We start from the raw sequence: 23,102 nt of genomic DNA, 5'->3' as shown, positions 1-23,102 counted from the left end.
GGTCCAGACCTCGGTGGGCGCACGGACACCCATAGGTTGTGTAACAGCGGCTGTGAGCTGGGGTTTCACGGCAGAAACGGAATGGTTGAGTCAGCTACCAATGTGGTGGCGGCGGGCTGTTGACGGGCCTTCGGATCCCGTCGCCACCACGTCACCCGGCGGTCACCCGGCGGTCATCCGGCCGCCGGCCTCACGTCACATCCGCCCGCCGGCCTCACGTCATCGGCAGCCGGTACAGGGATCCCGCGAGGGGCTCCACCAGCCCGTCCGACACCAGCCCGTCCAACGCCCGGGCCCGCTGCACCGGCTCGTCCCAGACCGTGTCGAGCACGGCCTGCGGTACGGGCCCGACCGCCTCCCGGAGCACGGCCAGCAGCCTGCCGCGCACCTGCCGGTCCGTTCCCGCGTACGTCTGCCCGCGCCGCGGCGGTCCCTCGTGCGCCGGCTTCCCGGCGAGCCGCCAGGCGCACAGGCCGGCCACCGGGCAGCGGGCGCAGTCCGGGTTCTTGGCCGTGCACACCAGCGCGCCGAGCTCCATCGAGGCCGCCGCCCAGCGGGCCGCGGTCTCCTCGTCCTCCGGGAGCAGCTCCCGGGCCAGGCGCCGCTCGGCGGCCGTGGTCGCGTTCGGCGGGTACTCGACCCCGGTGGCGGTGCGCGCGAAGACCCGCCGCACGTTCGTGTCGAGCACGGCGTGCCGCTGCCCGTACGCGAAGGAGGCCACGGCGGCCGCCGTGTACTCGCCGATCCCGGGCAGCGCGAGGAGCTGCGCGTGCTCGCTCGGCACGTCGCCGCCGTGCCGCTCCGTTATCGCGACGGCCGCGCCGTGCAGCCGCAGGGCCCGGCGCGGGTAGCCGAGCCGCCCCCAGGCCCGTACGGCCTCGCCGGGAGCCTCGGCGGCCAGGTCGGCGGGGCGCGGCCAGCGGGCGATCCACTGCTCGTAGACCGGCAGGACCCGGCTGACGGGGGTCTGCTGGAGCATGAACTCGCTGACCATCACCCCCCAGGGGCCGGCCTCGGGGCGGCGCCAGGGCAGGTCGCGGGCGTTCTCGTCGAACCACGCGATGACGGGGGAGTGCAGCGCGTGGGGGGCGGTCTGGGATGCGGCGCGGGGTGCGGAAGCGGAAGCAGTCATGGCAGACGGCATCCTGGCACGTTTCGGGCTAGGCCGCCGGGCCCGGACCGGTGAACCAGACAGCGGCGCGGAGCCGGCTCGCCCGCATGGCGGCGACGACCGCACCGGCGGGACCGGCGAGTCCGAGGACGAAGGCGGCGGCCAGCGAACCGCCCACGAGCAGCCCGACCGCCACGTCGTGCGGATAGTGCACGCCGACGTAGACGCGGGAGAAGGCCATCAGCAGGGCGAGCGGCACGGTCAGGAGCGCCAGCCGGGGCACGGCGAGGGCCAGCGCGACCGCGGCGGCGCCGGCGAGGGCGGCGTGGTTGCTCGGGAAGGACCAGTCCCCGGGCGCGGGGCACGTGATGAGCGGAGCCGCAGCCCCGGCGACGGCGCGGCAGGGACGTTCCTCGTCCACGGCCGACTTCAGGGCCTCCGAGGCGACGTACGCGACCGCGGTGGCCAGTGGCGCGAGCACGGCGAGCGCCACCGGGCGGGGGCCGCCCGTGCGCCCGCGCGAACGCCACCAGACGGATATGAAGAGGAGCCCGAAGAGGAGGAGTCCGTACTCGGTCCAGACCTCGAACGCCGACTGCATCCAGGTGGGGCTGGAGTGGGCGAAGTCGGTGATGTGGCGGTAGAGGTCCGAGCTGTCCATGGTGACGGACGGTACCGACGGGGAGGTGAGCCCGGCGTCAGATGCTTGGCCGATTCCGGCCCACCGGGATTCCTCCCGCAGGATGATCATCGGCAAATCGAGCCTGTCGCGCGGCATGTGGGGCACTGATCAGGCCGCGAACTCTCGTAAGGTTCCGTTCGTGGGATCTCTGCGCAATCCGGTCGGGCCGCTCCCCTCCTCCATCTACTGGCGACGGAGGGCTGTGCTGGCGTCCGTCGTCGCGCTCCTCGCGCTCCTCGCCGTATGGACCGTCAGTTCCGGTGGGGGCAGGACGAGTACGAACGGCAAGGGCCAGAAGGGCCCCGACACCGTCACCACCATCACCCCCGGCCCCTCCGGCACGGGACCCGCGATCGGCACCGCCCCGGGCGGCCGTACGGAGTCCTCCGGCGGCGGCTCCGCAGGCTCCGAGGGCGGCACGGGCGGCGGTTCGGGCGGCACGGGCGGCTCGGGCAAGAACGGGGACCCGGGCGCCGGCAAGGGCGCCGGCGGAGCTTCCGGTTCCGGCGGCTCGGCGGCCGTACCGGCGGACTCCCCGCTCATCACGTGCGCGCCGGGTGCGCTGCAGTGGGAGGTCAAGAGCGTGAAGAACGAGTACGAGGCGAACGAGAAGCCCCGCCTCGAACTCGTCACCCGCAACATCTCCGGCAGCACCTGCAAGGTCGATCTCGGCCCGAAGCAGGCGGTCCTGACCATCCTTCAGGCGACCACGAGCAAGGCGGTCTGGTCCTCGGCGGACTGCCCGACGGGCGCGGGCAACGCGTACTTCCGGGTCCCGGCGGGAGGCGAGACGAAGCAGCCGCTGGAGTGGGACCGGCGCTTCAGCGCGCCCGACCAGTGCGCTTCGCCTCCGGCGGGGTCTGCGGTGCCGGACACGTACGTGGTCGAGGTCAAGGCGCCGGGCATGCCGGTGGCCCGAACCTCCTTCGTCCTGAAGCAGGACTAACCCCGCCGGGCCTCGGCCCGGACCCCGCAACCCCTGGGCCGTCGCCCCGGTACCCCGCCCCCGGTACCCCGCCCCCGGGGCTCCGCCCCCGGGCACCCCGTGGCCCTGCTGTCCGAACCCGCCTGCGGCTCCGCTTCCCGGGCTCTGCCCGGACCCGCTCCTCAAACGCCGGAGGGGCTGGGTTGTGCCGGGCGGAGCCCCGGCAGCGGCGCGGCCGAACAGGCATGGCCGATCCAGCCCTCCGGCGCCCGAGGCGCGGGGTGCGGGGCGTAGCTCCGGCAGCGGCGGGCAAGCCGAAGCGGAGGCGGCCGCGGCGGGAGGGTTAGACGTACCGCTCGAGGATGGACGACTCCGCCAGGCGGGACAGCCCCTCGCGGACACTCCGCGCCCGCGCCTCGCCGACGCCGTCGACCGTCTGCAGGTCGTCCACCGAGGCCGCCAGCAGCTTCTGCAGCCCGCCGAAGTGCTCGACCAGCCGCTCGATGATGGCCCCCGGCAGCCGGGGGATCTTCGCCAGCAGCCGGTAGCCCCGCGGGGACACCGCCGAGTCCAGGGTCTCCGGCGAGCCGGTGTAACCCAGCGCCCGCGCCACGATCGGCAGTTCCAGCAGCTCCGCGTGCGTCAGCGAGTCCAGCTCGGACAGCGCCTCGTCCACCGTGCGGGAACGCTTCGCCGTCGGCTCCGGCACGTAGTCCCGGATGACCAGCTCCCGCTCCTGCTCGATACCGACCGTCAGCTCGTCCAGCTGGAGCGACAGCAGTCGCCCGTCCGTGCCCAGTTCGACCACGTACTCGGCGATCTCGGTCGCGATCCGGCGGACCATTTCCAGCCGCTGCGCGACCGCCGTCACGTCGCGGACCGTGACCAGGTCCTCGATCTCCAGCGCCGACAGCGTGCCCGCGACCTCGTCGAGGCGGAGCTTGTACCGCTCCAGCGTGGCCAGCGCCTGGTTCGCGCGGGACAGGATCGCCCCGGACTCCTCCAGGACGCGCCGCTCGCCGTCCACGTACAGCGCGATCAGCCGCATGGACTGGGAGACCGACACCACGGGGAAACCGCACTGCTTCGAGACGCGGTCCGCGGTCCGGTGACGGGTGCCCGTCTCCTCCGTCGGGATCGACGCGTCCGGCACCAGCTGCACGCCGGCCCGCAGGATCTTGGTGATGTCCTTGTCGAGGATGAGCGCGCCGTCGAGCTTGCACAGCTCGCGCAGCCGGGTCGCGGTGAACTCCACGTCCAGGACGAAACCGCCGGTGCACATCGCGTCGACGGTCTTGTCCATGCCGAGGACGATGAGCCCGCCGGTGTTGCCGCGGACGATCCGTTCGAGGCCGTCACGCAGCGGCTGACCAGGGGCGACCGCGCTCAGCGAGGCGCGCATCAACGCCTCGTGCTTGGAGCTCGCGCCGGACTTCCCGGGTGCTGCTGCCCCGTCCTTGGCTGCCACTGCACTCCTCCGGTCGCGGGTTGCGCCGCCTGCCTCCGGCCGGGCGGACCATCCAGAAGTCTACCGGCGCGCGCTGCGGGCCCGCCGTGGCTTGGCCAGGTAGGGCCCCGCGGGGCCCCGTACGGATGCCCTGACCAGGGGGTCCGTACGGGACAGGGCGCCGGTGGCCGGGCGGTGGCGGGTAGTGGTGGCCGGGTGCTGGCCGGTCAGCGGTGGCCGGGCGGTGCCTCAGTCCGCGGCCCGCTCCTTCGCCGGCGTACGGGACCTGCCGCGCGGCAGGACCCGCAGCGCATCGCCCATGTCGGCGACCTCGATCACCTTCATCCCGGCCGGCACCTTCCCCGGATCGGCCGGCACCAGTGCGTGCGTGAACCCGAGCCGGTGCGCCTCCGCGAGCCGCCGCTGCACGCCGGTCACGCGCCGCACCTCGCCCGCCAGCCCGACCTCCCCGATGGCCACCAGGTTCTTCGGGAGCGGGACGTCGCTGGCGGCGGAGGCCAGGGCGAGCGCGATCGCCAGGTCGGCGGCCGGTTCGGTGAGCTTCACCCCGCCCACCGTCGCGCTGTAGATGTCGCGCTTGCCGAGCGCCGTGATCCGGCCGCGCTGCTCCAGCACCGCCAGCATCATCGAGACGCGCGAGGTCTCCAGACCCGAGGTGGTGCGCCGCGGGGAGGGGATCTGCGAATCCACCGTCAGCGCCTGCACCTCGGCGACCAGCGGGCGCTTGCCCTCCAGGGTCACCGTCAGGCAGGTACCGGGAACGGCCTCGGCGCGCCGGGTCAGGAACAGCCCGCTCGGGTCGGCGAGCCCGGTGATCCCCTCGTCGTGCAGTTCGAAGCAGCCCACCTCGTCGGTGGCGCCGTACCGGTTCTTGACCCCGCGCACGAGCCGGAGCCGGGCGTGCCGGTCGCCCTCGAAGCTCAGCACCACATCGACCAGGTGCTCCAGCAGCCGGGGACCGGCGATGGCCCCCTCCTTGGTCACGTGGCCGACGAGGAGCGTGGACATGGCGCGCTCCTTGGAGGCCCTGATCAGCGCGCCGGCCACCTCGCGGACCTGCGCCATCCCGCCGGGCGCGCCGTCGATCTCGGGCGAGGCGACGGTCTGTACGGAGTCCAGGACGAGGAGGGAGGGCTTCACCGCGTCCAGGTGCCCGAGCACGGCGGACAGATCGGTCTCGGCCGCCAGGTACAGGTGGTCGCTCAGCGCATTGATCCGGTCGGCGCGCAGCCGCACCTGGCTCGCCGACTCCTCGCCCGTGACGTACAGCGTGCGGTGCTCGTCGCTCGCCGCCTTCGCCGCGACGTCCAGCAGCAGCGTCGACTTCCCGACGCCCGGCTCCCCGGCGAGCAGCACGACGGCGCCCGGCACGAGCCCGCCGCCGAGGACGCGGTCCAGCTCGTCCACGCCGGTGCTGCGCGCGGCCGCCGTCCGCCCATCGACCTGCGCGATCGGCAGCGCGGCCGCCGACACCCGCCCGGCGGCGGTGGTCCGCACGGCGGGCGCGCCCATCTCCTCGACGGTGCCCCACGCCTGGCATTCGGGGCACCGGCCGAGCCATTTCGCGGTCGTCCAGCCGCACTCGGAGCAGCGGTAGGACGGCCGGTCCTTGGCGGATGAACGAGATGTACGGGCAGCCATGCCGCAACGGTAGCCCCCGGCGCCGACACCGGGGCCCCGGGTGCGGGACCGGGCGGCCGTCCAGGGGGCGCGCCCGGAGCCGTCAGGGCCGCTGTCAGTGCCGTACCGATCTGTTCACCCATAAGGGCTAAATGTGCTGAAGGCTTCCAGGGCGTCACGGGCATGCCGCCTACGGTCGCCAGGTGAACAGCAGCCACCAGGCACACCCCTCACCGCGCACCGGCGCACACCGGGCGCACGGGCGCGCCCCTCTCGACGCGGAGCAGCCGCCCGCCTTCCGGCACGAGCCCTACCTGGACGGCCTGTTCACGTACTGCCTGTCGGTGCTGTGCGACCACGACACCGCCACCGACGTGCTCGGCGACGTCCTCGCCGTGGCCGAGCGGCACCCCGGCCGCTGTCCCCACGAGGGGGACCGGCGGGCCTGGCTGTACGCCCTCGCCCGCTGGGGCTGCCTGCGCAGGCTCGCGGAGCAACGGCGCACGCGGCAGGGCGCGCATTCCGCCCGGCGCGCGCCGGAGCACACTCGGCAAGGCCGTGCGCCGGGTGGTGACGGGGGCCCGGACCCCGCGACGCCCGCTCACCGCCCCCTTGACGTCAGCGCCTACCGGCGTACCGAGCTGGCCCGGCTCGCCTGGCCCGAGGCCGCCGGCACCACACCCGAACAGCGCGAGGCCCTCGAACTCGCCGTCCGCCACCGCCTCGGCGTCAGCGAACTCGCCGCCGTCCTGGGTACGCCCCCCGCCGCCGCCCGCGAACTGCTGACCGGCGCCGCCTGCGAGGTGGAACGCACCCGCGCCGCCCTCGCCGTCGTCGAAACCGGCAACTGCCCGGCGGTCTCCCGCCTCACCGGCGACGACGCCGGGGCCGGCGGGGCCGGGGGAGCGGGCTCGTACCGCGGTGGGTACGGCGGGTCCGGGAGCGGGTCCGGGGGCGGCCTCGGTGGTGGGCTCGGTGGTGGGGGAGTGCTCCTCTCCAGCAGCCTGCGCGCCGAACTCGTACGCCACGTCGACGACTGCCCGCGCTGCCGCCGCGTCGCCGAACGCGTGGGCGCGGGCGCCCCCTGGCCCGGCTCCGGCGGCATCGACCCGGTCGGCCTCCCGCTCGTCCCGGCACCCCGCACCGCCGTCCACGCCGCGATGCTCAGCGCCGGCCGCAGCGGCCGCAGCCGCGGCCCGGGCCCGCGCTTCGACCGGACCGGCTTCCCGATGGACCCCAAGGACCGCGCCGCCCGCCGCGACCGGCTGCGCGCCCGCGCCGTGACCACCACCGTCGTCGCCACCGTCGTCGCGGCCCCGGTGCTGGCGCTGTGGGCGGCCTACCGGGGGGCGCCCAGCACGGCCGAGCCCATCGGCGGCACCTCCGCCCGCATCTCCGCGAGCGAGTCGGAACTGCCGACGGCCCGTACCGACGGCCACCCGCTGGCCGCGTACGAGAACGCCGGGAACACCGCCGCCACCACCGGCGAATCCGGCTTCGCCCCGGGCAGCGCGGACCCCGACGTCTCCGTCGAGGTGATCAGCAGCGGCCCCCCGGTGGACCGGGCCGGGACCGCCGGGCGGCTCACCGTGGCCGCGTCCTCGCACGGCAGCACCACCGTGCTCACCCTCACCGCCGCCGGGGGCGCCCCGGTGGACTGGCGGCTGTGGTCCGACGCGCCCTGGCTGCGCGCGAGCCGTACGGCGGGCACGCTGGCCCCAGGAGAATCGGTCACCCTGACCATCGCCGTGGACCCGGAGGCCCAGCCCGTGGGCGCCTGGAGGGCCCGGGTGGGCGTGGACCCGGGCGGCACCGTGGTCTCCATCCAGGGCCGGGGCCGCCCGGCGCCGCAGCCCACCCCGACGCCGACGCCGACCCCCGCGCAGTCCGAGACCCCGCGGCCGACGCCCACCCCGACCCCGACGCCGCCCGAGACCCCGACGCCGTCCGAGAGCCCGCCGGGATCCCCGACCCCGACGCCCGAGCCGACGGCGACCGGGCCGGGGCCGGGCGCAACGGCCTCCCCGGGACCGGCACCGGGGCCGTGAGCGGGGGCGCGAGCGGGCGCGGGGGCGGGGTGGTGGGCGCCGGGTGAGTGGGCGCCGGTGGGTGGGTGCCGGTCGGGGCGCCGTGAGCGGCCGCTCCGCCTAGGCGGGGTCCGCCGGGTGCGGAGCCATCGGCAGCAGCGAGGCAAGCCGCGCCTCGCACAGCTCCACCAGGGCCGCGTACCCCTCCTTGCCCATCAGCTCGGTCAGCTCCGCCTTGTACGACTCGTACACCGGCTTGCCCGCGCCGTGCGCCGAGGTGGCCGACGTGCACCACCAGTGCAGGTCGTGGCCGCCGGGGCCCCAGCCGCGGCGGTCGTACTCGCCGATGGACACCTGGAGCACGCGGGTGTCGTCCGGCCGGTCGATCCAGTCGTACGTACGGCGGATCGGCAGCTGCCAGCACACGTCCGGCTTGGTCTCCAGCGGCTCCTTGCCCTCCCGCAGCGCGAGGATGTGCAGCGAGCAGCCGGCCCCGGCCGCGAAACCGGGCCGGTTCAGGAAGATGCAGGCGCCGTCCCAGCGGCGGGTCTGCTTCTCCCCGTCGTCGTCGAACTGCGTCCAGCCCGTCTCGCTGCCGACGTCGTGGAACTGCCACAGCTCCGGCGTCAGCCGCGCCACGTGCTCGGCGACCCGCTTCTCGTCGTCGTCGTCGGAGAAGTGCGCGCCCAGCGTGCAGCAGCCGTCGTCGGCCCGGCCCGCCTGGATGCCCTGGCAGCCGCTGCCGAAGATGCAGGTCCAGCGGGAGGTCAGCCAGGTCAGGTCGCACCGGAAGACCTGTTCCGGATCGGCGGGGTCGGGGAACTCCACCCAGGCCCGGGGGAAGTCCAGGCCCTTCTCGTCCGCGTCGGTGACCGCTACGGTCTGGTGCTTGCTGCTGGGGCTGCTCTTGGCCTTGCCCTTGCCCGCGTCCTTCTTCGACCGGGTCTTGTCGGCCTTCTTCATATTTGGCACAAACCCAAGCGTAAACGCCCCTTAGGAGACCCCTGAGCGTTCGCCGCAGTAGCGTTTCCCCCTATGAGACTCGGTGTCCTGGATGTGGGTTCGAATACGGTCCACCTGCTGGTGGTGGACGCGCACCCCGGCGCGCGCCCCCTGCCCGCGCATTCGCACAAGGTGGAGATGCGGCTGGCGGAGCTGCTCGACGAGGGTGGCGCCGTCACTCCCGAGGGCATAGAGCGTCTGATCGCCGTCCTGGCGGATGCGGTGCAGGCTGCCGAGGACAAGGGCTGCGAGGACGTCCTCCCGTTCGCGACCAGCGCCGTGCGCGAGGCCACGAACGCGGACGAGGTCCTGGCGCGGGTCAAGGCCGAGGTCGGCATCGAGCTCCCCGTGCTCAGCGGCGACGACGAGGCCCGGCTGACCTTCCTCGCGGCACGCCGCTGGTTCGGCTGGTCGGCGGGGAAGCTGCTGGTCCTCGACATCGGCGGCGGCTCCCTGGAGATCGCGTTCGGCATCGACGAGGACCCGGACGCCGCCGTCTCCCTCCCGCTGGGCGCGGGCCGCCTCACGGCGGGCTGGCTCCCCGGCGACCCGCCGGACCCGCTGGACATCCGCTCCCTGCGCAGGCACGTGCGCGCGGAGATCGCCCGGACGGTCGGCGAGTTCAGCCGCTTCGGCGCGCCGGACCACGTCGTGGCGACCTCGAAGACCTTCAAGCAGCTGGCCCGCATCACGGGCGCGGCCCGCTCGGCGGAGGGCCTGTACGTCCAGCGCGACCTCACCCGCAAGTCCCTGGAGGAGTGGGTCCCGCGCCTGGCCGCGATGACCACGGCCCAGCGCGCGGCCCTCCCGGGCGTCTCGGAAGGCCGGGCGAACCAGCTCCTGGCGGGCGCGCTGGTCGCGGAGGGCGCGATGGACCTGTTCGGCGTGGACGCCCTGGAAATCTGCCCGTGGGCCCTGCGGGAGGGCGTCATCCTGCGCCGCCTGGACCACCTGCCTACGCCGGAGGCGGGGGCTTAGGGGGCTTAGGGGGGCTTAGGGGGCGCGGGTGTGGGGCGGGGTGTGTACAGGTTCATGCGCGTGCGGGGCCTTCACCCCCCCTGGCACCCCGCTCTGGGCCGGTGGTTGCCCACCCGCCCCCTCGGCGTCGGGGGGAGCGCCCGGGTAGTCCTGCGGGGCGGGGCCGAGGGTGAGGGGGTCGAGCCTCTCGGAATCAGAGAGGCCTGGGGGTCTCCCGTCAGTCCCATCGTCCTTCCGTGTCGGGCCGGTCCCTCAAGGGCACTCCCTTCGGTCGTGTCGCTTCGCGACGGCCTTCGGCCGCCCTTGACCGACCGTCCCGCCCCGGAAAGACAAAGGACTGCCGGGAAACCCCCAAGGGAACGGGACGGGTCAGAAGACGAGAGACGCCCGTGTCAGGGATGTCCGCCCCGGCTTCGGCGGGGGCGCGTGAGATCGCTACGCGCTTCTCGCCGAAGGCGTCCGCGGCCCGTCTGGGGCCGGTCATGAGCCGCGACAGATCGCTACGCGCTTCTCGCCGAAGGCGTCCGCGGCTCGTCTGGGGCTGATCGGGCGGATCGGGCGGATCGGGCAGGTGGAGGGGTAACGGGGACGGCCGCGGGGGTTGAAACAGCCTGCCGGAGGGGCTGAAAGGCGTGAAACCTCGGACTGTCTGAGCTGTATCCGGGTCAGAGCGAAAGCCTCGCCACGAACCGACCCCCAAATCCTCCCAATTGGGGCAATCTGACTCCTCTTTTCGGCTGCCCGGCCGCCTGACGTGAGTACAGCTCGGCATGACCGCTGTTTCTGCCCAGGACGGCGGTCGGACGCCGTCATCGAGGAGCGCGTAGCGATCTGGGGCGATACCAGCCCCGGACGGGCCGCAGACGCCGAGAAATGAGGAGCGCGTAGCGATTTGACGCGCCTGTCGGGGCTGGGGGTCCTGTGGTCGAGGTTTGGGGGTGGGTGGCCGACTGCCCGGTGCGGATGGTGGCCTGGGAGGGCCCGAGGGGAGGGTGGGGGCCGGAGCAGGGCTGGACATCGCTGAGATGGCCGTTTGTCGTCGTCTCCCCCGGCCCGTTCTTTTGGGGGTTTCCCGGCAGTCCTTGTCTTTCCGGGGCGGGACGGCCTGTCAAGGGCGGCCGAAGGCCGTCGCGAAGCGACGCGACGACGAAGGAGGAGCGCCCTTGACAGGCCGTTTCGACACGGAAGGACTATGGGACTGACGGGAAAGCCCCAAGCCCTCTCTGATTCCGGCCGACTCGGACCCCGCCCACCGCCCCACCCCGCCGCACGGGACCGTTCGCCCCCGGTCCAGTCCCGCCGATGCCCCGAGCGTCCGTCAGGTCCGTCAGGCCCGTCAGGTCCGTCAGGCCCGTCAGGCCCGTCAGGCCCGTCAGGTCCGTCAGGTCCGTCAGGTCCGTCAGGCCTGGCCGCCGTACTCGTCGTGGCGGCGCAGCCAGTGGGTCTGTTCGCCGTCCTCGTGGCGGCCCAGCGGGGTACGGTCGAGGAGGCCGTAGTAGGCCATGGCGGGTTCGAGGCCGCGCGCGGTGGTGGTGTAGGTGCGGTGGACGCTGCCGTCCGACAGGGCGTAGCAGCTCATTCCGGGGGCTTCGGTGACGTAACCCAGCACGTCGGTGCCGGTCGCGGTCGCCATCTGGTGCACCGTCGGCGGGATCTCGCCCTCGAGGAACGGTCGCAGCTCCTCCTCGGTGTACTGGAATCCGAGGTCGCGGTGGAAGTCGCTGCCGCCGGCGGAGACCCAGTCGAAGCTCCAGCCCATCCGGTCGCGGTAGGCGAGGAGTTTGTCGACGGGGGCGCGGGAAGAGCAGATCAGGGTGACGTCACGGGCCCGGAGGTGGACCGCGTTGGGGTCGAGGGTGTCGGCGATCGAGGAGCAGACCGGGCAGCCGGCCTCGTAGGGCGGCCCGAACATGAAGTGGTAGACCAGGAGTTGCGAGCGGCCGTCGAAGAGGTCCGCGAGCTGCTTGGTGCCCCGGGCGGTCTCGAAGAGGTAGTCCTTCTCGACCGGGACCCAGGGGAGCTCCCGGCGCTTGCGGGCGAGCTCGTCGCCTTGGCGCGTGAGTTTCTTCTCCTCCACGAGCAGTTCCCGGCGGGCTTCGTCGAATTCCTCCTGGGTGCCGACCCTGTGCTCGGGCATTGCTTTTCCCTCCTGTGCGGGATCAAGCAGCAGCCGCAGGCCATGCCTCGGCCGTACTTCCACCGTACGCGCCGGGCCCCCGGGGGGAGGGAAGGCACCGCGCCCGCCCCTTACGCTGTCTCCGTGGCAGAACCAGTCCGTGTCCCGACCGCGAAAGTCGCCCTTTCCACGGCCTCCGTCTATCCGGAGTCGACGGCGACCGCCTTCGAGATCGCCGCGCGCCTCGGCTACGACGGCGTAGAGGTGATGGTCTGGACGGACCCGGTCAGCCAGGACGTGGACGCCCTGCGGCGGCTGTCCGAGCAGCATCAGGTGCCGATTCTGGCGGTGCACGCCCCGTGCCTGCTGATCACGCAGCGGGTGTGGTCGACGGATCCGTGGACGAAGCTCCAGCGGGCCCGGGCCGCCGCCGAGCGGCTGGGGGCGTCGACCGTGGTGGTGCATCCGCCCTTCCGGTGGCAGCGGCAGTACGCGCGGGAGTTCGTGGCCGGGATCTGGCGGATGGCCGACGAGACCGATGTGCGGTTCGCCGTCGAGAACATGTACCCGTGGCGGTACCGGGACCGCGAGATGCTCGCCTACGCCCCCGAGTGGGACGTGACGAAGGACGACTACCGGCATTTCACCGTCGACCTTTCCCACACGGCCACGGCGCGGACCGACGCCACCGCGATGATCGACCGGATGGGCGACCGGCTGGCCCACGTGCACCTCGCCGACGGAAACGGTTCGGCGAAGGACGAGCACCTGGTCCCGGGGCGCGGTACGCAGCCCTGCGCGGAGCTGCTCGAGCGGCTGGCCAGGACGTCGTTCGACGGGCACGTGGTCATCGAGGTGAACACGCGGCGGGCCATGTCCTCGGCGGAGCGGGAGGCCGACCTCGCCGAAGCGCTCGCCTTCACCCGGCTGCACCTCGCGACCCAGCACCGGCGGCACGAGGCCCGGCGGCCGTGAGCGAACCGGTGAAGCGGCGGCGCGGCCCCGGCCGCCCGCGGCAGGACGAGGCGGACGACGGTCCGGGCACCCAGGAGCGCATCCGGCTCGCCGCCCGGGAGGTGTTCGCGGAACGCGGGTACGACAAGACGTCCGTGCGCGGCATCGCCAAGGTGGCCGGCGTGGACCCGGCCCTGGTGCACCACTACTTCGGCAGCAAGGAAGACCTCTTCGCCGCCGCCATCGAGGTGAGCATGGAGCCCGCCCTGGTGGTCCCCGCGATCCTGGGCGAGGGGCCGGAGGGCATCGGGGAGCGGCTCGCCCGCTACTTCCTGGGGGTGTGGGAGAACCCGGTCACGCGGGTCCCGCTGCTCGCCGTCATCCGCTCCGCGCTCACCCACGAAGCCGCCGCGAAGGTGCTGCGCGGGCTGGTGCTGCGCCGGGTGCTGGAGCGGGTCGCCGTCGCGCTCGACGTACCCGATCCGACCTTCCGGGCGGAGCTGGCCGCCTCCCACATGGTCGGCATCGCGATCCTGCGGTACGTGGTGCGGGTCGAGCCGCTGGCCTCGGCGGATCCGGAGGCCATCGTGGCCCTGGTGGCGCCGACGCTGCAGCGGTACCTGACCGAGGCGTGAACCTGCCCGAAGAGTGACCCTCTCGTCCCGGGATCCGGACGCGCAGTCCGGATCGCGAGCAGGGGGCGTAGCCTCGTAGCTGAGCCATATCCGCAGTCGCGGCTGACCGTACAGCCGCACTCATGGGGAGTGAACCATGCCCGAGCTGAGGTCCCGCACCGTCACCCACGGCCGCAACATGGCGGGCGCACGCGCCCTAATGCGTGCTTCGGGCGTAGCGAGCGAGGACATCGGCAAGCCGATCATCGCGGTCGCCAACTCGTTCACCGAGTTCGTCCCCGGGCACACGCACCTGGCGCCGGTCGGGCGCATCGTCTCCGACGCCATCCGCGCCGCCGGTGCCATCCCGCGCGAGTTCAACACCATCGCGGTCGACGACGGCATCGCCATGGGCCACGCCGGCATGCTCTACTCCCTGCCCTCCCGCGACCTGATCGCGGACAGCGTGGAGTACATGGTCGAGGCGCACTGCGCCGACGCCCTGATCTGCATCTCGAACTGCGACAAGATCACCCCCGGCATGCTGATGGCCGCCATGCGCCTCAACATCCCGGTCGTGTTCGTCTCCGGCGGCCCGATGGAGGCCGGCCAGGCGACGCTGGTGGACGGCACCGTCCGCAAGCTCGACCTGATCGACGCCATGGTCGACGCGGCGAACGAGAACGTCTCCGACGAGGACGTGCTGCGCATCGAGGAGAACGCCTGTCCCACCTGCGGCAGCTGTTCCGGCATGTTCACCGCCAACTCGATGAACTGCCTCGCCGAGGCCATCGGCCTGGCCCTCCCCGGCAACGGCTCGACGCTCGCCACGCACACCGCCCGCCGCGCCCTGTACGAGGAGGCCGGCCGTACGGTCGTCGAGATCACCAAGCGGTACTACGAGCAGGACGACGCCTCCGTCCTGCCCCGCAACATCGCCTCCCGCGAGGCCTTCGAGAACGCCATGGCCCTCGACATCGCCATGGGCGGCTCCACGAACACGATCCTGCACCTGCTGGCCGCGGCCCAGGAAGCCGGTCTGGACTACGACCTCAAGGACATCGACGCCGTCTCGCGCCGCGTCCCCTGCCTGGCGAAGGTCGCGCCGAACGTGGCGCCCGGCGGCACGTACTACATGGAGGACATCCACCGGGCCGGCGGCATCCCCGCCATCCTCGGCGAGCTGCACCGCGGCGGCCTCCTGAACAAGGACGTCACCTCCGTCCACTCCGCCAACCTGGAGGACTGGCTGGCGAAGTGGGACGCCCGCTCCGGCACCGCCTCCGAGGAGGCCATGGAGCTGTGGCACGCCGCCCCCGGCTGCGTCCGCTCCGCCACCGCCTTCTCCCAGTCCGAGCGCTGGGAGAGCCTCGACCTCGACGCCGAGGGCGGCTGCATCCGCTCCGTCCAGCACGCGTACTCCAAGGACGGCGGCCTGGCCGTCCTCAAGGGCAACCTCGCCGTCGACGGCTGCGTGGTCAAGACGGCCGGCGTCGACGAGTCGATCTGGACGTTCGAGGGCCCGGCGGTCGTCTGCGAGTCGCAGGACGAGGCCGTCGACAAGATCCTCCGCAAGGAGATCAAGGCGGGCGACGTCGTCGTCATCCGCTACGAGGGCCCGCGCGGCGGCCCCGGCATGCAGGAGATGCTCTACCCGACCTCCTTCCTCAAGGGCCGCGGCCTCGGCAAGGTTTGCGCGCTGGTGACGGACGGCCGCTTCTCCGGCGGCACCTCCGGCCTCTCCATCGGCCACGCCTCCCCGGAGGCGGCCTCGGGCGGCACCATCGCGGTCGTGGAGGACGGCGACCGGATCCGCATCGACATCCCGAACCGCTCGATCGAGCTCCTGGTGGACGAGGCCACGCTGGCGGCCCGCCACGAGGCCCTGGGCGGCGTCTACGCCCCGAAGGACCGCGACCGCACGGTCTCGGCGGCCCTGCGCGCGTACGCCGCGATGGCCACCAGCGCCGACAAGGGCGCGGTCCGCGACGTCACCCGCCTGGGCTGACCCGCCGCACCCCCTCCGAACCCCGCCGGGCGCATCACCACCCGGCGGGGTTCGCCGCATCCACGGCGAACACGGTCCCGTCGGGCGCAGACGCACAAACCCGCCCCCCGGTCACCACGGGCGCGGGGAGCGTCGCACTGACGCCGCCTCCGCCGCCGCCCATCCGCGCCTTCGTCTGCCCCACCAGCTGCCCCGCCTTCGCGTCGACGGCCAGGAGCCTCCCGTCCGACGCGGTCAGGAACAGCCGCCCGTCCGCGAACACCGGCCTGGAGGCGGCGGCGACACCGGTCTCCAGACGCCACTGCTCCTTGTCGGCGCCGACGGCGACGAGACCGCCCCTCACCTCGAAGACGTACACCGTGCCGTCCGGGCCCACCGACGCGTCCACCTCGTCGAGCGGAGTCGTCAGCCGCAACCGGTGCACCGCATGGGTCCCGCCGTCCACCCGTACGATCCCGCCCGTCCTGGTACCGGCGTCGTTCTCCAGCAGGTACAGGGCACCGCCCGCCGTGCCGACCGGCCGGAGCCTTCCGGCGCTCCGGACCTGCCAGCGAGCGGCCCCGGTCGCCGGGTCCACCTCGGCGACCCGGGACGACCTGCCGTCGGCTTCCGGCGTCGACACGTAGAGCGCGGGCGCGCCCGCCTGCCCCGGGCCGCCCCACCAGACGGAGCCCGACCCGCCGACCTGCTTCGTCCAGCGCGGGGCGCCGGTCGCCGGGTCGAGGGCGGTGAGGCTTCCGCCGGCCGTCACCGTCAGCGCGTGCGGGCCCGCGGTCACCACGCTCGTGCCGCCCGGCACCTTCCGCCGCCAGCGCTCGGCACCCGTCCCCGGATCCAGTGCCCGGAGCAGCTCGCTGCCGGGCGCCACGGCCAGGACCACTCCGCCGGCGTGCAGGGGGACACCGGCCGCCGTCGCCATTCCCGAGTCCGGCGGGGCTGCGCGTACGGTCCAGAGCACCGAGCCGTCCGCCGGGTCCAGCCGCCCGGCGGCCAGCCCCTGCCCGGAGCAGTACAGGGCCCCGCCCTCGGCCGAGCACGACACGGGGTGCCCGACCAGGGACACGGCCCACGGCGCGAAGCTCTTCCCCGGTGCCGCCGGCGCCCCGGAATCCGCAGCCCCGACCCGGCCCGAAGCCTCGGCGTCCGGCCCGAACTGCAGATAGCCCCCGACGGCACCCGCCATGAGCAGCAGCCCGAGCCCCGCTCCCAGCAGCGCCGGCCGGCGTCGCCTTCCGACGCCCCCGGCCTCCGGGGCGACCTGCTCCCGCTCCCGCCGGTGCGTGATCTCCTCGTCCGTGACGGGCCGGCGCGGCCGGGGGATGAAGGCCTGCGTGTCCTCCGCCGTCGGGTAGGCGATGGCCCGCATCTCCGAGATCAGCGCGTCGGCGGTCGGCCGCTCGGCGGGATCCTTCGCCAGGCAGCGGGACACGATCGGGACGAGCCGGGAGGGCAGCCCCGTCAGGTCGGGCTCGGCGTGCACGACCTGGTACGCCACGAGGTAGTGGGAGTCGGAGTCGAACGGCCCGCGCCCCGTCGCCGCGTGCACGAGCACCGCGCCCAGCGCGAACACGTCCGCGGCCGTCCCCACGTCCCGGGGCCGCTGGAACTGCTCGGGCGCCATGAACGGTGGCGTGCCGATCAGCTTCCCCGTCTCGGTCCGCAGATCGCTGTCGGCCGGGCGCGAGATGCCGAAGTCGATGACGCGCACCCCGTCCGGGGCCATCAGCACGTTGCTCGGCTTGAGGTCCCGGTGCACGACACCGGCCCGGTGGATGTCCCGCAGGGCCTCCGCCAGCCCGGCCGCGAGCCGGGTCAGTTCGACGGGGTCCAGCACCCGCTCCCGTACCCGCTCGGAGAGCGTCGGGGCGTCGATGAACAGGGTGGCCATCCACGGCCGTTCGGCATCGGGATCGGCATCCACCACGGGAGCGGTGAAGGCCCCGCTCACCTGCCGGGCCGCCGCGACCTCCTGCCGGAACCGCGCCCGGAACTCGGGATCCACCGCATGCTGCGCGTGCACGACCTTGACGGCGAGTTTCAGCCCCGAACTGGAGGTGGCCAGGTGGACGACACCCATGCCGCCGGAGCCGAGCACGGACTCGAGCCGGTACTGCCCGGCATACTCCGGAAACCCCGCGTAGTCCGCGCACAGTGACTGCACCGCTCACCACCCCTGCCGGAGCCTAGTCGATGGCCCCTGCGAGCACCCAAGGGCTTGCTACCCTGCGCGCGTTGCGCAGTGCAACACCCAAGGGGGGAGTTCCGCATGTCCGCCGAGAACGATTCAAGCCAGATCCAGATCGCTGCCGAGGGTCTGACGACGTACCCGCTCGCGCCCGGCTACCGCGTCAACGTCCGCAGCGGTCCGGGTACCAACTACTCGATCGTCGACGTGCTGCCCGCCGGCGGCTACGTCACCATCCGCTGCCAGGGCCCCGGCACGACCGTCAGCGGTCCGTACGGCACCACCGACCTGTGGGACTGCATCGGCAACGGCCGGTTCGTCTCGGACGCCTACGTGAAGACGGGCAGTGACGGCTACGTCGCCGGCCGCTGCGCCTGACGGACCCGGGGCCCCCGGGCCCCGGCCCGGCCCGTCTGACACGTGAGACGCACCCGGCCGGACCGGCCCGGCGGGGGATAATCGCTGGTGTGAGCGACGACCAGCGAGACCAGAGCACCCCCGTCGAGCCGGCCGCGCAGGCCCCGGCCCCGGCGGCGCCCGCCGGCCCCGAGCCCGAGGCGATCCGCTTCTTCGGCACCACCTGGGTGAACCACGACGGCGGCTACGCGCTGCGCCGCGCCGGCGTGGCCGTCGGCTCGCTCGTCACCGCGGCCGTCGGCGCCTACCTGCTCCGCCTCGCCTACGAGGGCCTGGAGATCGGCGACGTCGGCCCGTTCCTCAGCATCTCCGTCGTCGTCCTCTTCGCGATCGCCAGCGCCATCGCCTTCGCCAAGACCTGGGAGTCCTTCGGCCGTCGCCCCGCCCCGTCCTCCGACGAGGCCGCCCTCAAGGGCCTGAAGGCGATCGGTTTCATCGGCTCCCTCATCGCGTACTTCCTGCGCTCCCTCACCGAGGCCCCCGGCGAGAAGCTCCGCCGCACCGAGTACGAGCGCGCCAGGACCGAATTCGAGCGCCGCCGCAGCTCCCGCACGGGCAATCCCGCCGCGCGCCGCCCCAAGCGCAAGAAGTAGCGGGCCCAGGCTCCCGGGCCCCAGGGCCCGCGTGCCCCCGGCCCGCCCCGAGCGCTCACCCCCGGCCGATTGACGCCCCGGCACCGCCAGGAGCATTATTCATCACATGATGAATAACCCGCCCGAGGGGGCCGGGGCGCCCGACCCTGCCATCCGGGCCACCGCCCTCACCGTCCGCCGCGGCACCGGCCGTACCCCGCGCACCGTCATCGACGGCATCGCCTTCGACGTCCCCCGCGGCCGCATCACCGGCCTCCTCGGCCCCTCCGGCTGCGGGAAGTCCACCCTCATGCGCGCCGTCGTCGGCACCCAGGCCCACGTCACCGGCACCCTCGACGTCCTCGGCCGCCCCGCCGGCCACCCCGAGCTCCGCTCCCGCATCGGCTACGTCACCCAGGCGCCGTCCGTCTACGACGACCTCACCGTCCGGCAGAACCTCGACTACTTCGCCGCGATCCTCGACCCCGGCCGCGCGGCCGCGGACCGCCGGGCCGACGCCGTACACCGCGCCATCACCGACGTCGACCTCACCACCCGCGCCGGCGCCCTCGCCGGAAACCTCTCCGGCGGCCAGCGCAGCCGCGTCTCCCTCGCCGTCGCCCTGCTCGGCACCCCCGAGCTGCTCGTCCTCGACGAACCCACCGTCGGCCTCGACCCCGTCCTGCGCCGCGACCTGTGGAACCTCTTCCACGACATCGCAGCCACCCGCGGCGCCACGATCCTCGTCTCCTCCCACGTCATGGACGAGGCCGAGCGCTGCCACGACCTGCTCCTCATGCGCGACGGCCGCATCCTCGCGCAGGACACCCCCGACGCACTGCGCACCCGTACCGGATCCGACACCGTCGAAGAAGGCTTCCTCCGCCTCGTCGACGAAGCCAACGCACTCGCAAGGGAGACCCAGCGATGAACGGCGCCCGCACCCTCGCCACCGCCGCCCGCGTCCTGCGCCAGCTCCGGCACGACCCCCGCTCGATCGCGCTGATGCTCCTGGTCCCCGTCCTGATGCTGACCCTGCTGCGCTTCGTCTTCGACGGCAGCCCCCGCACCTTCGACAGCATCGGCGCGTCGCTCCTCGGGATCTTCCCCCTCATCACCATGTTCCTGGTGACCTCCATCGCGACCCTCCGCGAGCGCACCTCCGGCACCCTCGAGCGCCTCCTCGCCATGCCGCTGGGCAAGGGCGACCTCATCGCGGGCTACGCCCTCGCCTTCGGCGCCGTCGCCGTGGTCCAGTCGCTCCTCGCCACCGGCCTCGCCCTCTGGCTGCTCGGCCTCGACGTCGTCGGGTCGCCCTGGCTGCTCCTGCTCGTCGCCCTGCTCGACGCCCTCCTCGGCACGGCCCTCGGCCTGTTCGTCTCGGCCTTCGCCGCCTCCGAGTTCCAGGCCGTCCAGTTCATGCCGGCGGTGATCTTCCCCCAACTGCTCCTCTGCGGCCTCTTCGCGGCCCGCAGCACCATGCACCCGGTCCTCGAGGGCATCTCGGACGTCCTGCCCATGTCCTACGCCGTCGACGGCATGACCCAGGTCCTCACCCACACCGACATGACCGCCGACTTCGTCCGCGACGCCGTGATCGTCGCCGCCTGCGCCGTGCTCGTACTCGCCCTGGGCGCGGCCACCCTCCGCCGCCGCACCCCTTGACCGCACTCCGGACACTCCCGCCCGGTTCCCGGCCCGGGTGCAAGGATGTGGACGTGTACGCCGCCCAGGCGCAAGAACAGCCACAACAGTTCGGCGAGGTGAATCGGGCATGACCCAGACAGTCGCAGTCCTCGGTACCGGCAAGATCGGCGAGGCGCTGCTCAGCGGAATGATCCGCGGCGGCCGGCCCGCCTCGAAGCTCCTCGTCACCGCCCGCCGCGCCGAACGCGCCGAGGAGCTCAGCACCCGCTACGGCGTCGAGTCCGTCTCCAACGCCGAAGCCGCCAAGCGCGCCGACACCCTCATCCTCACCGTCAAGCCGCAGGACATGGGCAAGCTCCTCGAAGAGCTCGCCCCGCACGTCCCGGCCGACCGCCTGGTCATCAGCGGGGCCGCGGGCATCCCCACCTCCTTCTTCGAGGAACGGCTCGCCCCCGGCACCCCCGTCGTCCGCGTCATGACGAACACCCCCGCCCTCGTCGACGAGGCCATGTCCGTCATCTCGGCCGGCAGCCACGCCACCGCCGAACACCTCGCCCACACGGAGGAGATCTTCGGCGGCGTCGGCAAGACCCTGCGCGTCCCCGAGTCCCAGCAGGACGCGGCCACCGCCCTCTCCGGCTCCGGGCCCGCGTACTTCTACTACCTCGTCGAGGCGATGACCGACGCCGGCATCCTCCTCGGCCTGCCCCGCGCACAGGCCCACGACCTGATCGTCCAGGCCGCGATCGGCGCCGCCGTGATGCTCCGCGACAGCGGCGAGCACCCGGTCAAGCTCCGCGAGGCCGTCACCTCCCCAGCCGGTACGACGATCAACGCCATCGTCGAGCTGGAGAAGCACGGCGTGCGCGCCGCCCTGATCGCAGCCCTCGAAGCCGCCCGCGACCGCAGCCGCGAACTCGCCGGCGGCAACAGCTGACCCGAGACGGAAGACGGACGGGGGGACGGGGGTCCGCCCCCTCCCCCCGCCCCTCCTTCAAGGCGCCAGCAGCCCGATGGCCCGGTACGCCCGGTCCACCACCGGCCGCGCCACGGCCCGGGCCCGCCCGGCCCCTTCCCGCAGCACCCGTTCCACCTCGCCCGGATCGGCCGCCAGCTCCGCATGCCGTTCCTGCAGCGGCCGCAGCAGCTCCACCACCGCCTCGGCGACGTCCCGCTTCAGCGGCCCGTACTGGGCGTACTGATCGGCGAGCTTCTCCGGCTCCCCGCCCGTACAGGCGGCGAGGACGTCCAGCAGGTTCGCCACCCCGGGCCGGGCGGCCCGGTCGTAGACCACGCCGCCGTCCCCGCTGTCCGTCACGGCCCGCATCACCTTCTTGGTGATCACCGCCGGCTCGTCGAGCAGGTAGACGATCCCGGCGCCGTTCTCGGCGGACTTCCCCATCTTCGAGGTGGGGGCCTGGAGGTCCATGACCCGCGCGGCAACCGCCGGGACCGTGGCCTTGGGCACGGTGAAGGTGTGCCCGTACCGCTGGTTGAACCGCACCGCCAGGTCCCGCGTCAGCTCGACGTGCTGCCGCTGGTCCTCACCCACCGGCACCTCGTCCGCCCCGTAGGCCAGGATGTCGGCGGCCATCAGCACGGGGTACGTCAGCAGTGACAGACGTACGCCCTGCCCGGAGGCCTCGGCCTTCGCCGCCTTCTCCCGGTACTGGATCATCCGCCGCAGCTCCCCGTCGGTGGCCGTGCACTCCAGGAGGTAGGACAGCCGGGTGTGCTCGTCGACGTGGCTCTGCACGAAGAGGGTGCACCGCTGCGGATCCAGCCCGGCGGCGAGGAACAGCGTCGCGGCCTGCCGGCTGAGCCGCCCCACCCGCGCCGGATCGTGCTCGGTGGTCAGCGCGTGCAGGTCCACGACGCAGAACAGCGCGTCCCCGGACGGCTGCTCGGCCGCGACCCACTGCCGGATGGCCCCCAGGTAGTTGCCCAGCGTCAGATGTCCGGACGGCGTGATCCCGCTGAAGACCCTCGTCATGTCCTGCTCTCCCTTGTGTGAGTGGTGGTGTCGGAGCCACCGCGTCGGGCGACCGAGCCACTCCCGGGAGGGGAGAAACAGAAACGGCCGCCGAAGCGGCGGCCGTGAGCGCATGCGTGCTCGCGTGGAGGTCGGCCGCCGTCAGGCGGCCCACCAGCGAAGGCTGAGCGTGAGCGCATGCGTAGTCATGGGTCGAGGGTAGAGGGAACGGGGTGAAGACGTCGTGAGGTTTCGTGAGGTTTCCCCGCCCCGCACGGCCCGCCCTCCGGCCGGTCAGCCGGGGGTTGACACAGGTGTCCCAGATCCGTAAGGTTCTTCGAGTTGTCCGAAGTGAGCGCCGACTCCGGTCGGTCCCCGGACAGCCATCCCGCACTACACATTCGAACGAAACGACGCACTTCGTCGTCTCGTTTTCATGCGTATTTGCGAATGAGGAATCCGTGTCCGAGGACGCAGCCGCCGATTAGGTTCGGGGGCAAGGAATCCGCTACTGTCTCACTCGCCGGAAGGGCCCAACAGCCCGGAAAGCAAAGCAACAACTTCCGCTTCGCGGGAGGCCGCTGACTGGCAGTCAGGCCCGAAAGAGTCTGATAGAGTCGGAACCGCCGGAAAGGGAAAGCGCGAAAGCGAAGACCTGGAAAGCACCGAGGAAGTCGGACACGAAAGAGTCTGATAGAGTCGGAAACGCAAGACAGCAGAACAGAAGCCCGGAGGAAAGCCCGAGAGGGTGAGTACAAAGGAAGCGTCCGTTCCTTGAGAACTCAACAGCGTGCCAAAAATCAA

General features: G+C 73.0%; 19 protein-coding genes. 11 read left to right on the top strand and 8 right to left on the bottom strand.

The window, feature by feature from the left end; all coding sequences use genetic code 11:
* Positions 1–214: 214 nt before the first annotated feature.
* On the bottom strand, positions 215–1,132 hold the full coding sequence (locus tag ACIGFK_RS10550) for an A/G-specific adenine glycosylase (RefSeq protein ID WP_376660302.1): 918 nt from the start codon (positions 1,130–1,132) through the stop codon (positions 215–217).
* A gap of 28 nt (positions 1,133–1,160) precedes the next feature.
* Positions 1,161–1,772, bottom strand: a complete 612-nt coding sequence (locus tag ACIGFK_RS10545; RefSeq protein WP_376660301.1) for a phosphatase PAP2 family protein — start codon at positions 1,770–1,772, stop codon at positions 1,161–1,163.
* A gap of 160 nt (positions 1,773–1,932) precedes the next feature.
* Between ACIGFK_RS10545 and ACIGFK_RS10540 the strand changes: the two genes are divergently transcribed.
* A complete protein-coding gene (locus ACIGFK_RS10540; RefSeq protein ID WP_376660300.1) occupies positions 1,933–2,739 on the top strand; it encodes a hypothetical protein in 807 nt (268 codons plus the stop codon).
* Between the two features lie 322 nt (positions 2,740–3,061).
* Here the strand turns inward: ACIGFK_RS10540 and disA are convergent, their stop codons facing one another.
* Positions 3,062–4,186 (bottom strand): DNA integrity scanning diadenylate cyclase DisA, encoded by a 1,125-nt coding sequence (disA, locus tag ACIGFK_RS10535; protein ID WP_376660299.1) that lies wholly within the window; start codon positions 4,184–4,186, stop codon positions 3,062–3,064.
* 228 nt (positions 4,187–4,414) lie between these two features.
* On the bottom strand, positions 4,415–5,827 hold the full coding sequence (gene radA, locus ACIGFK_RS10530) for a DNA repair protein RadA (RefSeq protein ID WP_376660298.1): 1,413 nt from the start codon (positions 5,825–5,827) through the stop codon (positions 4,415–4,417).
* Positions 5,828–6,009: 182 nt separating this feature from the next.
* On the opposite strand from radA, the gene ACIGFK_RS10525 reads away from it, so the two are divergent.
* Positions 6,010–7,854, top strand: a complete 1,845-nt coding sequence (locus ACIGFK_RS10525; RefSeq protein ID WP_400051241.1) for a hypothetical protein — start codon at positions 6,010–6,012, stop codon at positions 7,852–7,854.
* 99 nt (positions 7,855–7,953) lie between these two features.
* On the opposite strand, the gene ACIGFK_RS10520 is transcribed toward ACIGFK_RS10525, so the two are convergent.
* Positions 7,954–8,805, bottom strand: coding sequence for a hypothetical protein (locus tag ACIGFK_RS10520; RefSeq protein ID WP_376660296.1), 852 nt, complete (start codon positions 8,803–8,805; stop codon positions 7,954–7,956).
* A 63-nt stretch (positions 8,806–8,868) separates the two neighbouring features.
* On the opposite strand from ACIGFK_RS10520, the gene ACIGFK_RS10515 reads away from it, so the two are divergent.
* Positions 8,869–9,813: a Ppx/GppA family phosphatase gene (locus ACIGFK_RS10515; protein WP_376660295.1), complete on the top strand. Its 945-nt coding sequence runs from the start codon at positions 8,869–8,871 to the stop codon at positions 9,811–9,813.
* Between the two features lie 1,399 nt (positions 9,814–11,212).
* Here ACIGFK_RS10515 and ACIGFK_RS10510 read toward each other — a convergent pair.
* Positions 11,213–11,950 (bottom strand): DUF899 domain-containing protein, encoded by a 738-nt coding sequence (locus ACIGFK_RS10510; RefSeq protein WP_400051238.1) that lies wholly within the window; start codon positions 11,948–11,950, stop codon positions 11,213–11,215.
* Positions 11,951–12,073: 123 nt separating this feature from the next.
* Between ACIGFK_RS10510 and ACIGFK_RS10505 the strand changes: the two genes are divergently transcribed.
* The 3 genes from ACIGFK_RS10505 to ilvD all read left to right on the top strand — a co-directional run bounded on the left by ACIGFK_RS10505 (position 12,074) and on the right by ilvD (position 15,505).
* The gene (locus ACIGFK_RS10505) at positions 12,074–12,904 is read left to right on the top strand and encodes a sugar phosphate isomerase/epimerase family protein (RefSeq protein ID WP_376661323.1); all 831 of its coding nucleotides are present in this window, start codon (positions 12,074–12,076) and stop codon (positions 12,902–12,904) included.
* Complete coding sequence (locus ACIGFK_RS10500) at positions 12,901–13,518, top strand: TetR family transcriptional regulator (RefSeq protein ID WP_376661322.1); 618 nt, start codon at positions 12,901–12,903, stop codon at positions 13,516–13,518. Before ACIGFK_RS10505 ends, ACIGFK_RS10500 begins: the two co-directional genes overlap by 4 nt.
* Positions 13,519–13,654: 136 nt before the next feature.
* Positions 13,655–15,505 (top strand): dihydroxy-acid dehydratase, encoded by a 1,851-nt coding sequence (ilvD, locus tag ACIGFK_RS10495; RefSeq protein WP_376661321.1) that lies wholly within the window; start codon positions 13,655–13,657, stop codon positions 15,503–15,505.
* Between the two features lie 34 nt (positions 15,506–15,539).
* On the opposite strand, the gene ACIGFK_RS10490 is transcribed toward ilvD, so the two are convergent.
* Positions 15,540–17,666, bottom strand: a complete 2,127-nt coding sequence (locus ACIGFK_RS10490; RefSeq protein ID WP_376661320.1) for a serine/threonine-protein kinase — start codon at positions 17,664–17,666, stop codon at positions 15,540–15,542.
* 105 nt (positions 17,667–17,771) lie between these two features.
* Here ACIGFK_RS10490 and ACIGFK_RS10485 point away from each other — a divergent pair, with 105 nt between their 5' ends.
* The 5 genes from ACIGFK_RS10485 to proC all read left to right on the top strand — a co-directional run bounded on the left by ACIGFK_RS10485 (position 17,772) and on the right by proC (position 21,263).
* A complete protein-coding gene (locus ACIGFK_RS10485; protein WP_376661319.1) occupies positions 17,772–18,068 on the top strand; it encodes a peptidase in 297 nt (98 codons plus the stop codon).
* A gap of 89 nt (positions 18,069–18,157) precedes the next feature.
* Positions 18,158–18,700, top strand: a complete 543-nt coding sequence (locus tag ACIGFK_RS10480) for a hypothetical protein (RefSeq protein ID WP_376661318.1) — start codon at positions 18,158–18,160, stop codon at positions 18,698–18,700.
* A gap of 106 nt (positions 18,701–18,806) precedes the next feature.
* A complete protein-coding gene (locus ACIGFK_RS10475; protein WP_376661317.1) occupies positions 18,807–19,610 on the top strand; it encodes an ABC transporter ATP-binding protein in 804 nt (267 codons plus the stop codon).
* Complete coding sequence (locus ACIGFK_RS10470) at positions 19,607–20,344, top strand: ABC transporter permease (protein WP_376661316.1); 738 nt, start codon at positions 19,607–19,609, stop codon at positions 20,342–20,344. The genes ACIGFK_RS10475 and ACIGFK_RS10470 overlap by 4 nt, the downstream gene beginning before the upstream one ends.
* Positions 20,345–20,453: 109 nt before the next feature.
* Complete coding sequence (gene proC / locus ACIGFK_RS10465; RefSeq protein WP_376661315.1) at positions 20,454–21,263, top strand: pyrroline-5-carboxylate reductase; 810 nt, start codon at positions 20,454–20,456, stop codon at positions 21,261–21,263.
* 57 nt (positions 21,264–21,320) lie between these two features.
* Here the strand turns inward: proC and trpS are convergent, their stop codons facing one another.
* Positions 21,321–22,319, bottom strand: a complete 999-nt coding sequence (gene trpS / locus ACIGFK_RS10460; protein ID WP_386473623.1) for a tryptophan--tRNA ligase — start codon at positions 22,317–22,319, stop codon at positions 21,321–21,323.
* Positions 22,320–23,102 lie beyond the last annotated feature (783 nt).

It is taken from the genome of Streptomyces sp. NPDC085524 (assembly GCF_044541755.1).
In the GTDB taxonomy this organism is placed as follows: domain Bacteria; phylum Actinomycetota; class Actinomycetes; order Streptomycetales; family Streptomycetaceae; genus Streptomyces.
The sequence above is the reverse complement of the archived record's forward strand: the minus strand, read 5'-3'. Positions and strand labels throughout refer to the sequence as shown.

Excerpts from the sequence above, each read along its gene's own strand:
- ACIGFK_RS10545 (WP_376660301.1), bottom strand. The coding sequence starts at position 1,772 with ATGGACAGCTCGGACCTCTACCGCCACATCACCGACTTCGCCCACTCC.
- ACIGFK_RS10550 (WP_376660302.1), bottom strand. The coding sequence starts at position 1,132 with ATGACTGCTTCCGCTTCCGCACCCCGCGCCGCATCCCAGACCGCCCCC.
- radA (WP_376660298.1), bottom strand. The coding sequence starts at position 5,827 with ATGGCTGCCCGTACATCTCGTTCATCCGCCAAGGACCGGCCGTCCTAC.
- proC (WP_376661315.1), top strand. The coding sequence starts at position 20,454 with ATGACCCAGACAGTCGCAGTCCTCGGTACCGGCAAGATCGGCGAGGCG.
- trpS (WP_386473623.1), bottom strand. The coding sequence starts at position 22,319 with ATGACGAGGGTCTTCAGCGGGATCACGCCGTCCGGACATCTGACGCTG.
- ilvD (WP_376661321.1), top strand. The coding sequence starts at position 13,655 with ATGCCCGAGCTGAGGTCCCGCACCGTCACCCACGGCCGCAACATGGCG.
- ACIGFK_RS10510 (WP_400051238.1), bottom strand. The coding sequence starts at position 11,950 with ATGCCCGAGCACAGGGTCGGCACCCAGGAGGAATTCGACGAAGCCCGC.
- ACIGFK_RS10470 (WP_376661316.1), top strand. The coding sequence starts at position 19,607 with ATGAACGGCGCCCGCACCCTCGCCACCGCCGCCCGCGTCCTGCGCCAG.
- ACIGFK_RS10485 (WP_376661319.1), top strand. The coding sequence starts at position 17,772 with ATGTCCGCCGAGAACGATTCAAGCCAGATCCAGATCGCTGCCGAGGGT.
- ACIGFK_RS10475 (WP_376661317.1), top strand. The coding sequence starts at position 18,807 with ATGATGAATAACCCGCCCGAGGGGGCCGGGGCGCCCGACCCTGCCATC.
- ACIGFK_RS10515 (WP_376660295.1), top strand. The coding sequence starts at position 8,869 with ATGAGACTCGGTGTCCTGGATGTGGGTTCGAATACGGTCCACCTGCTG.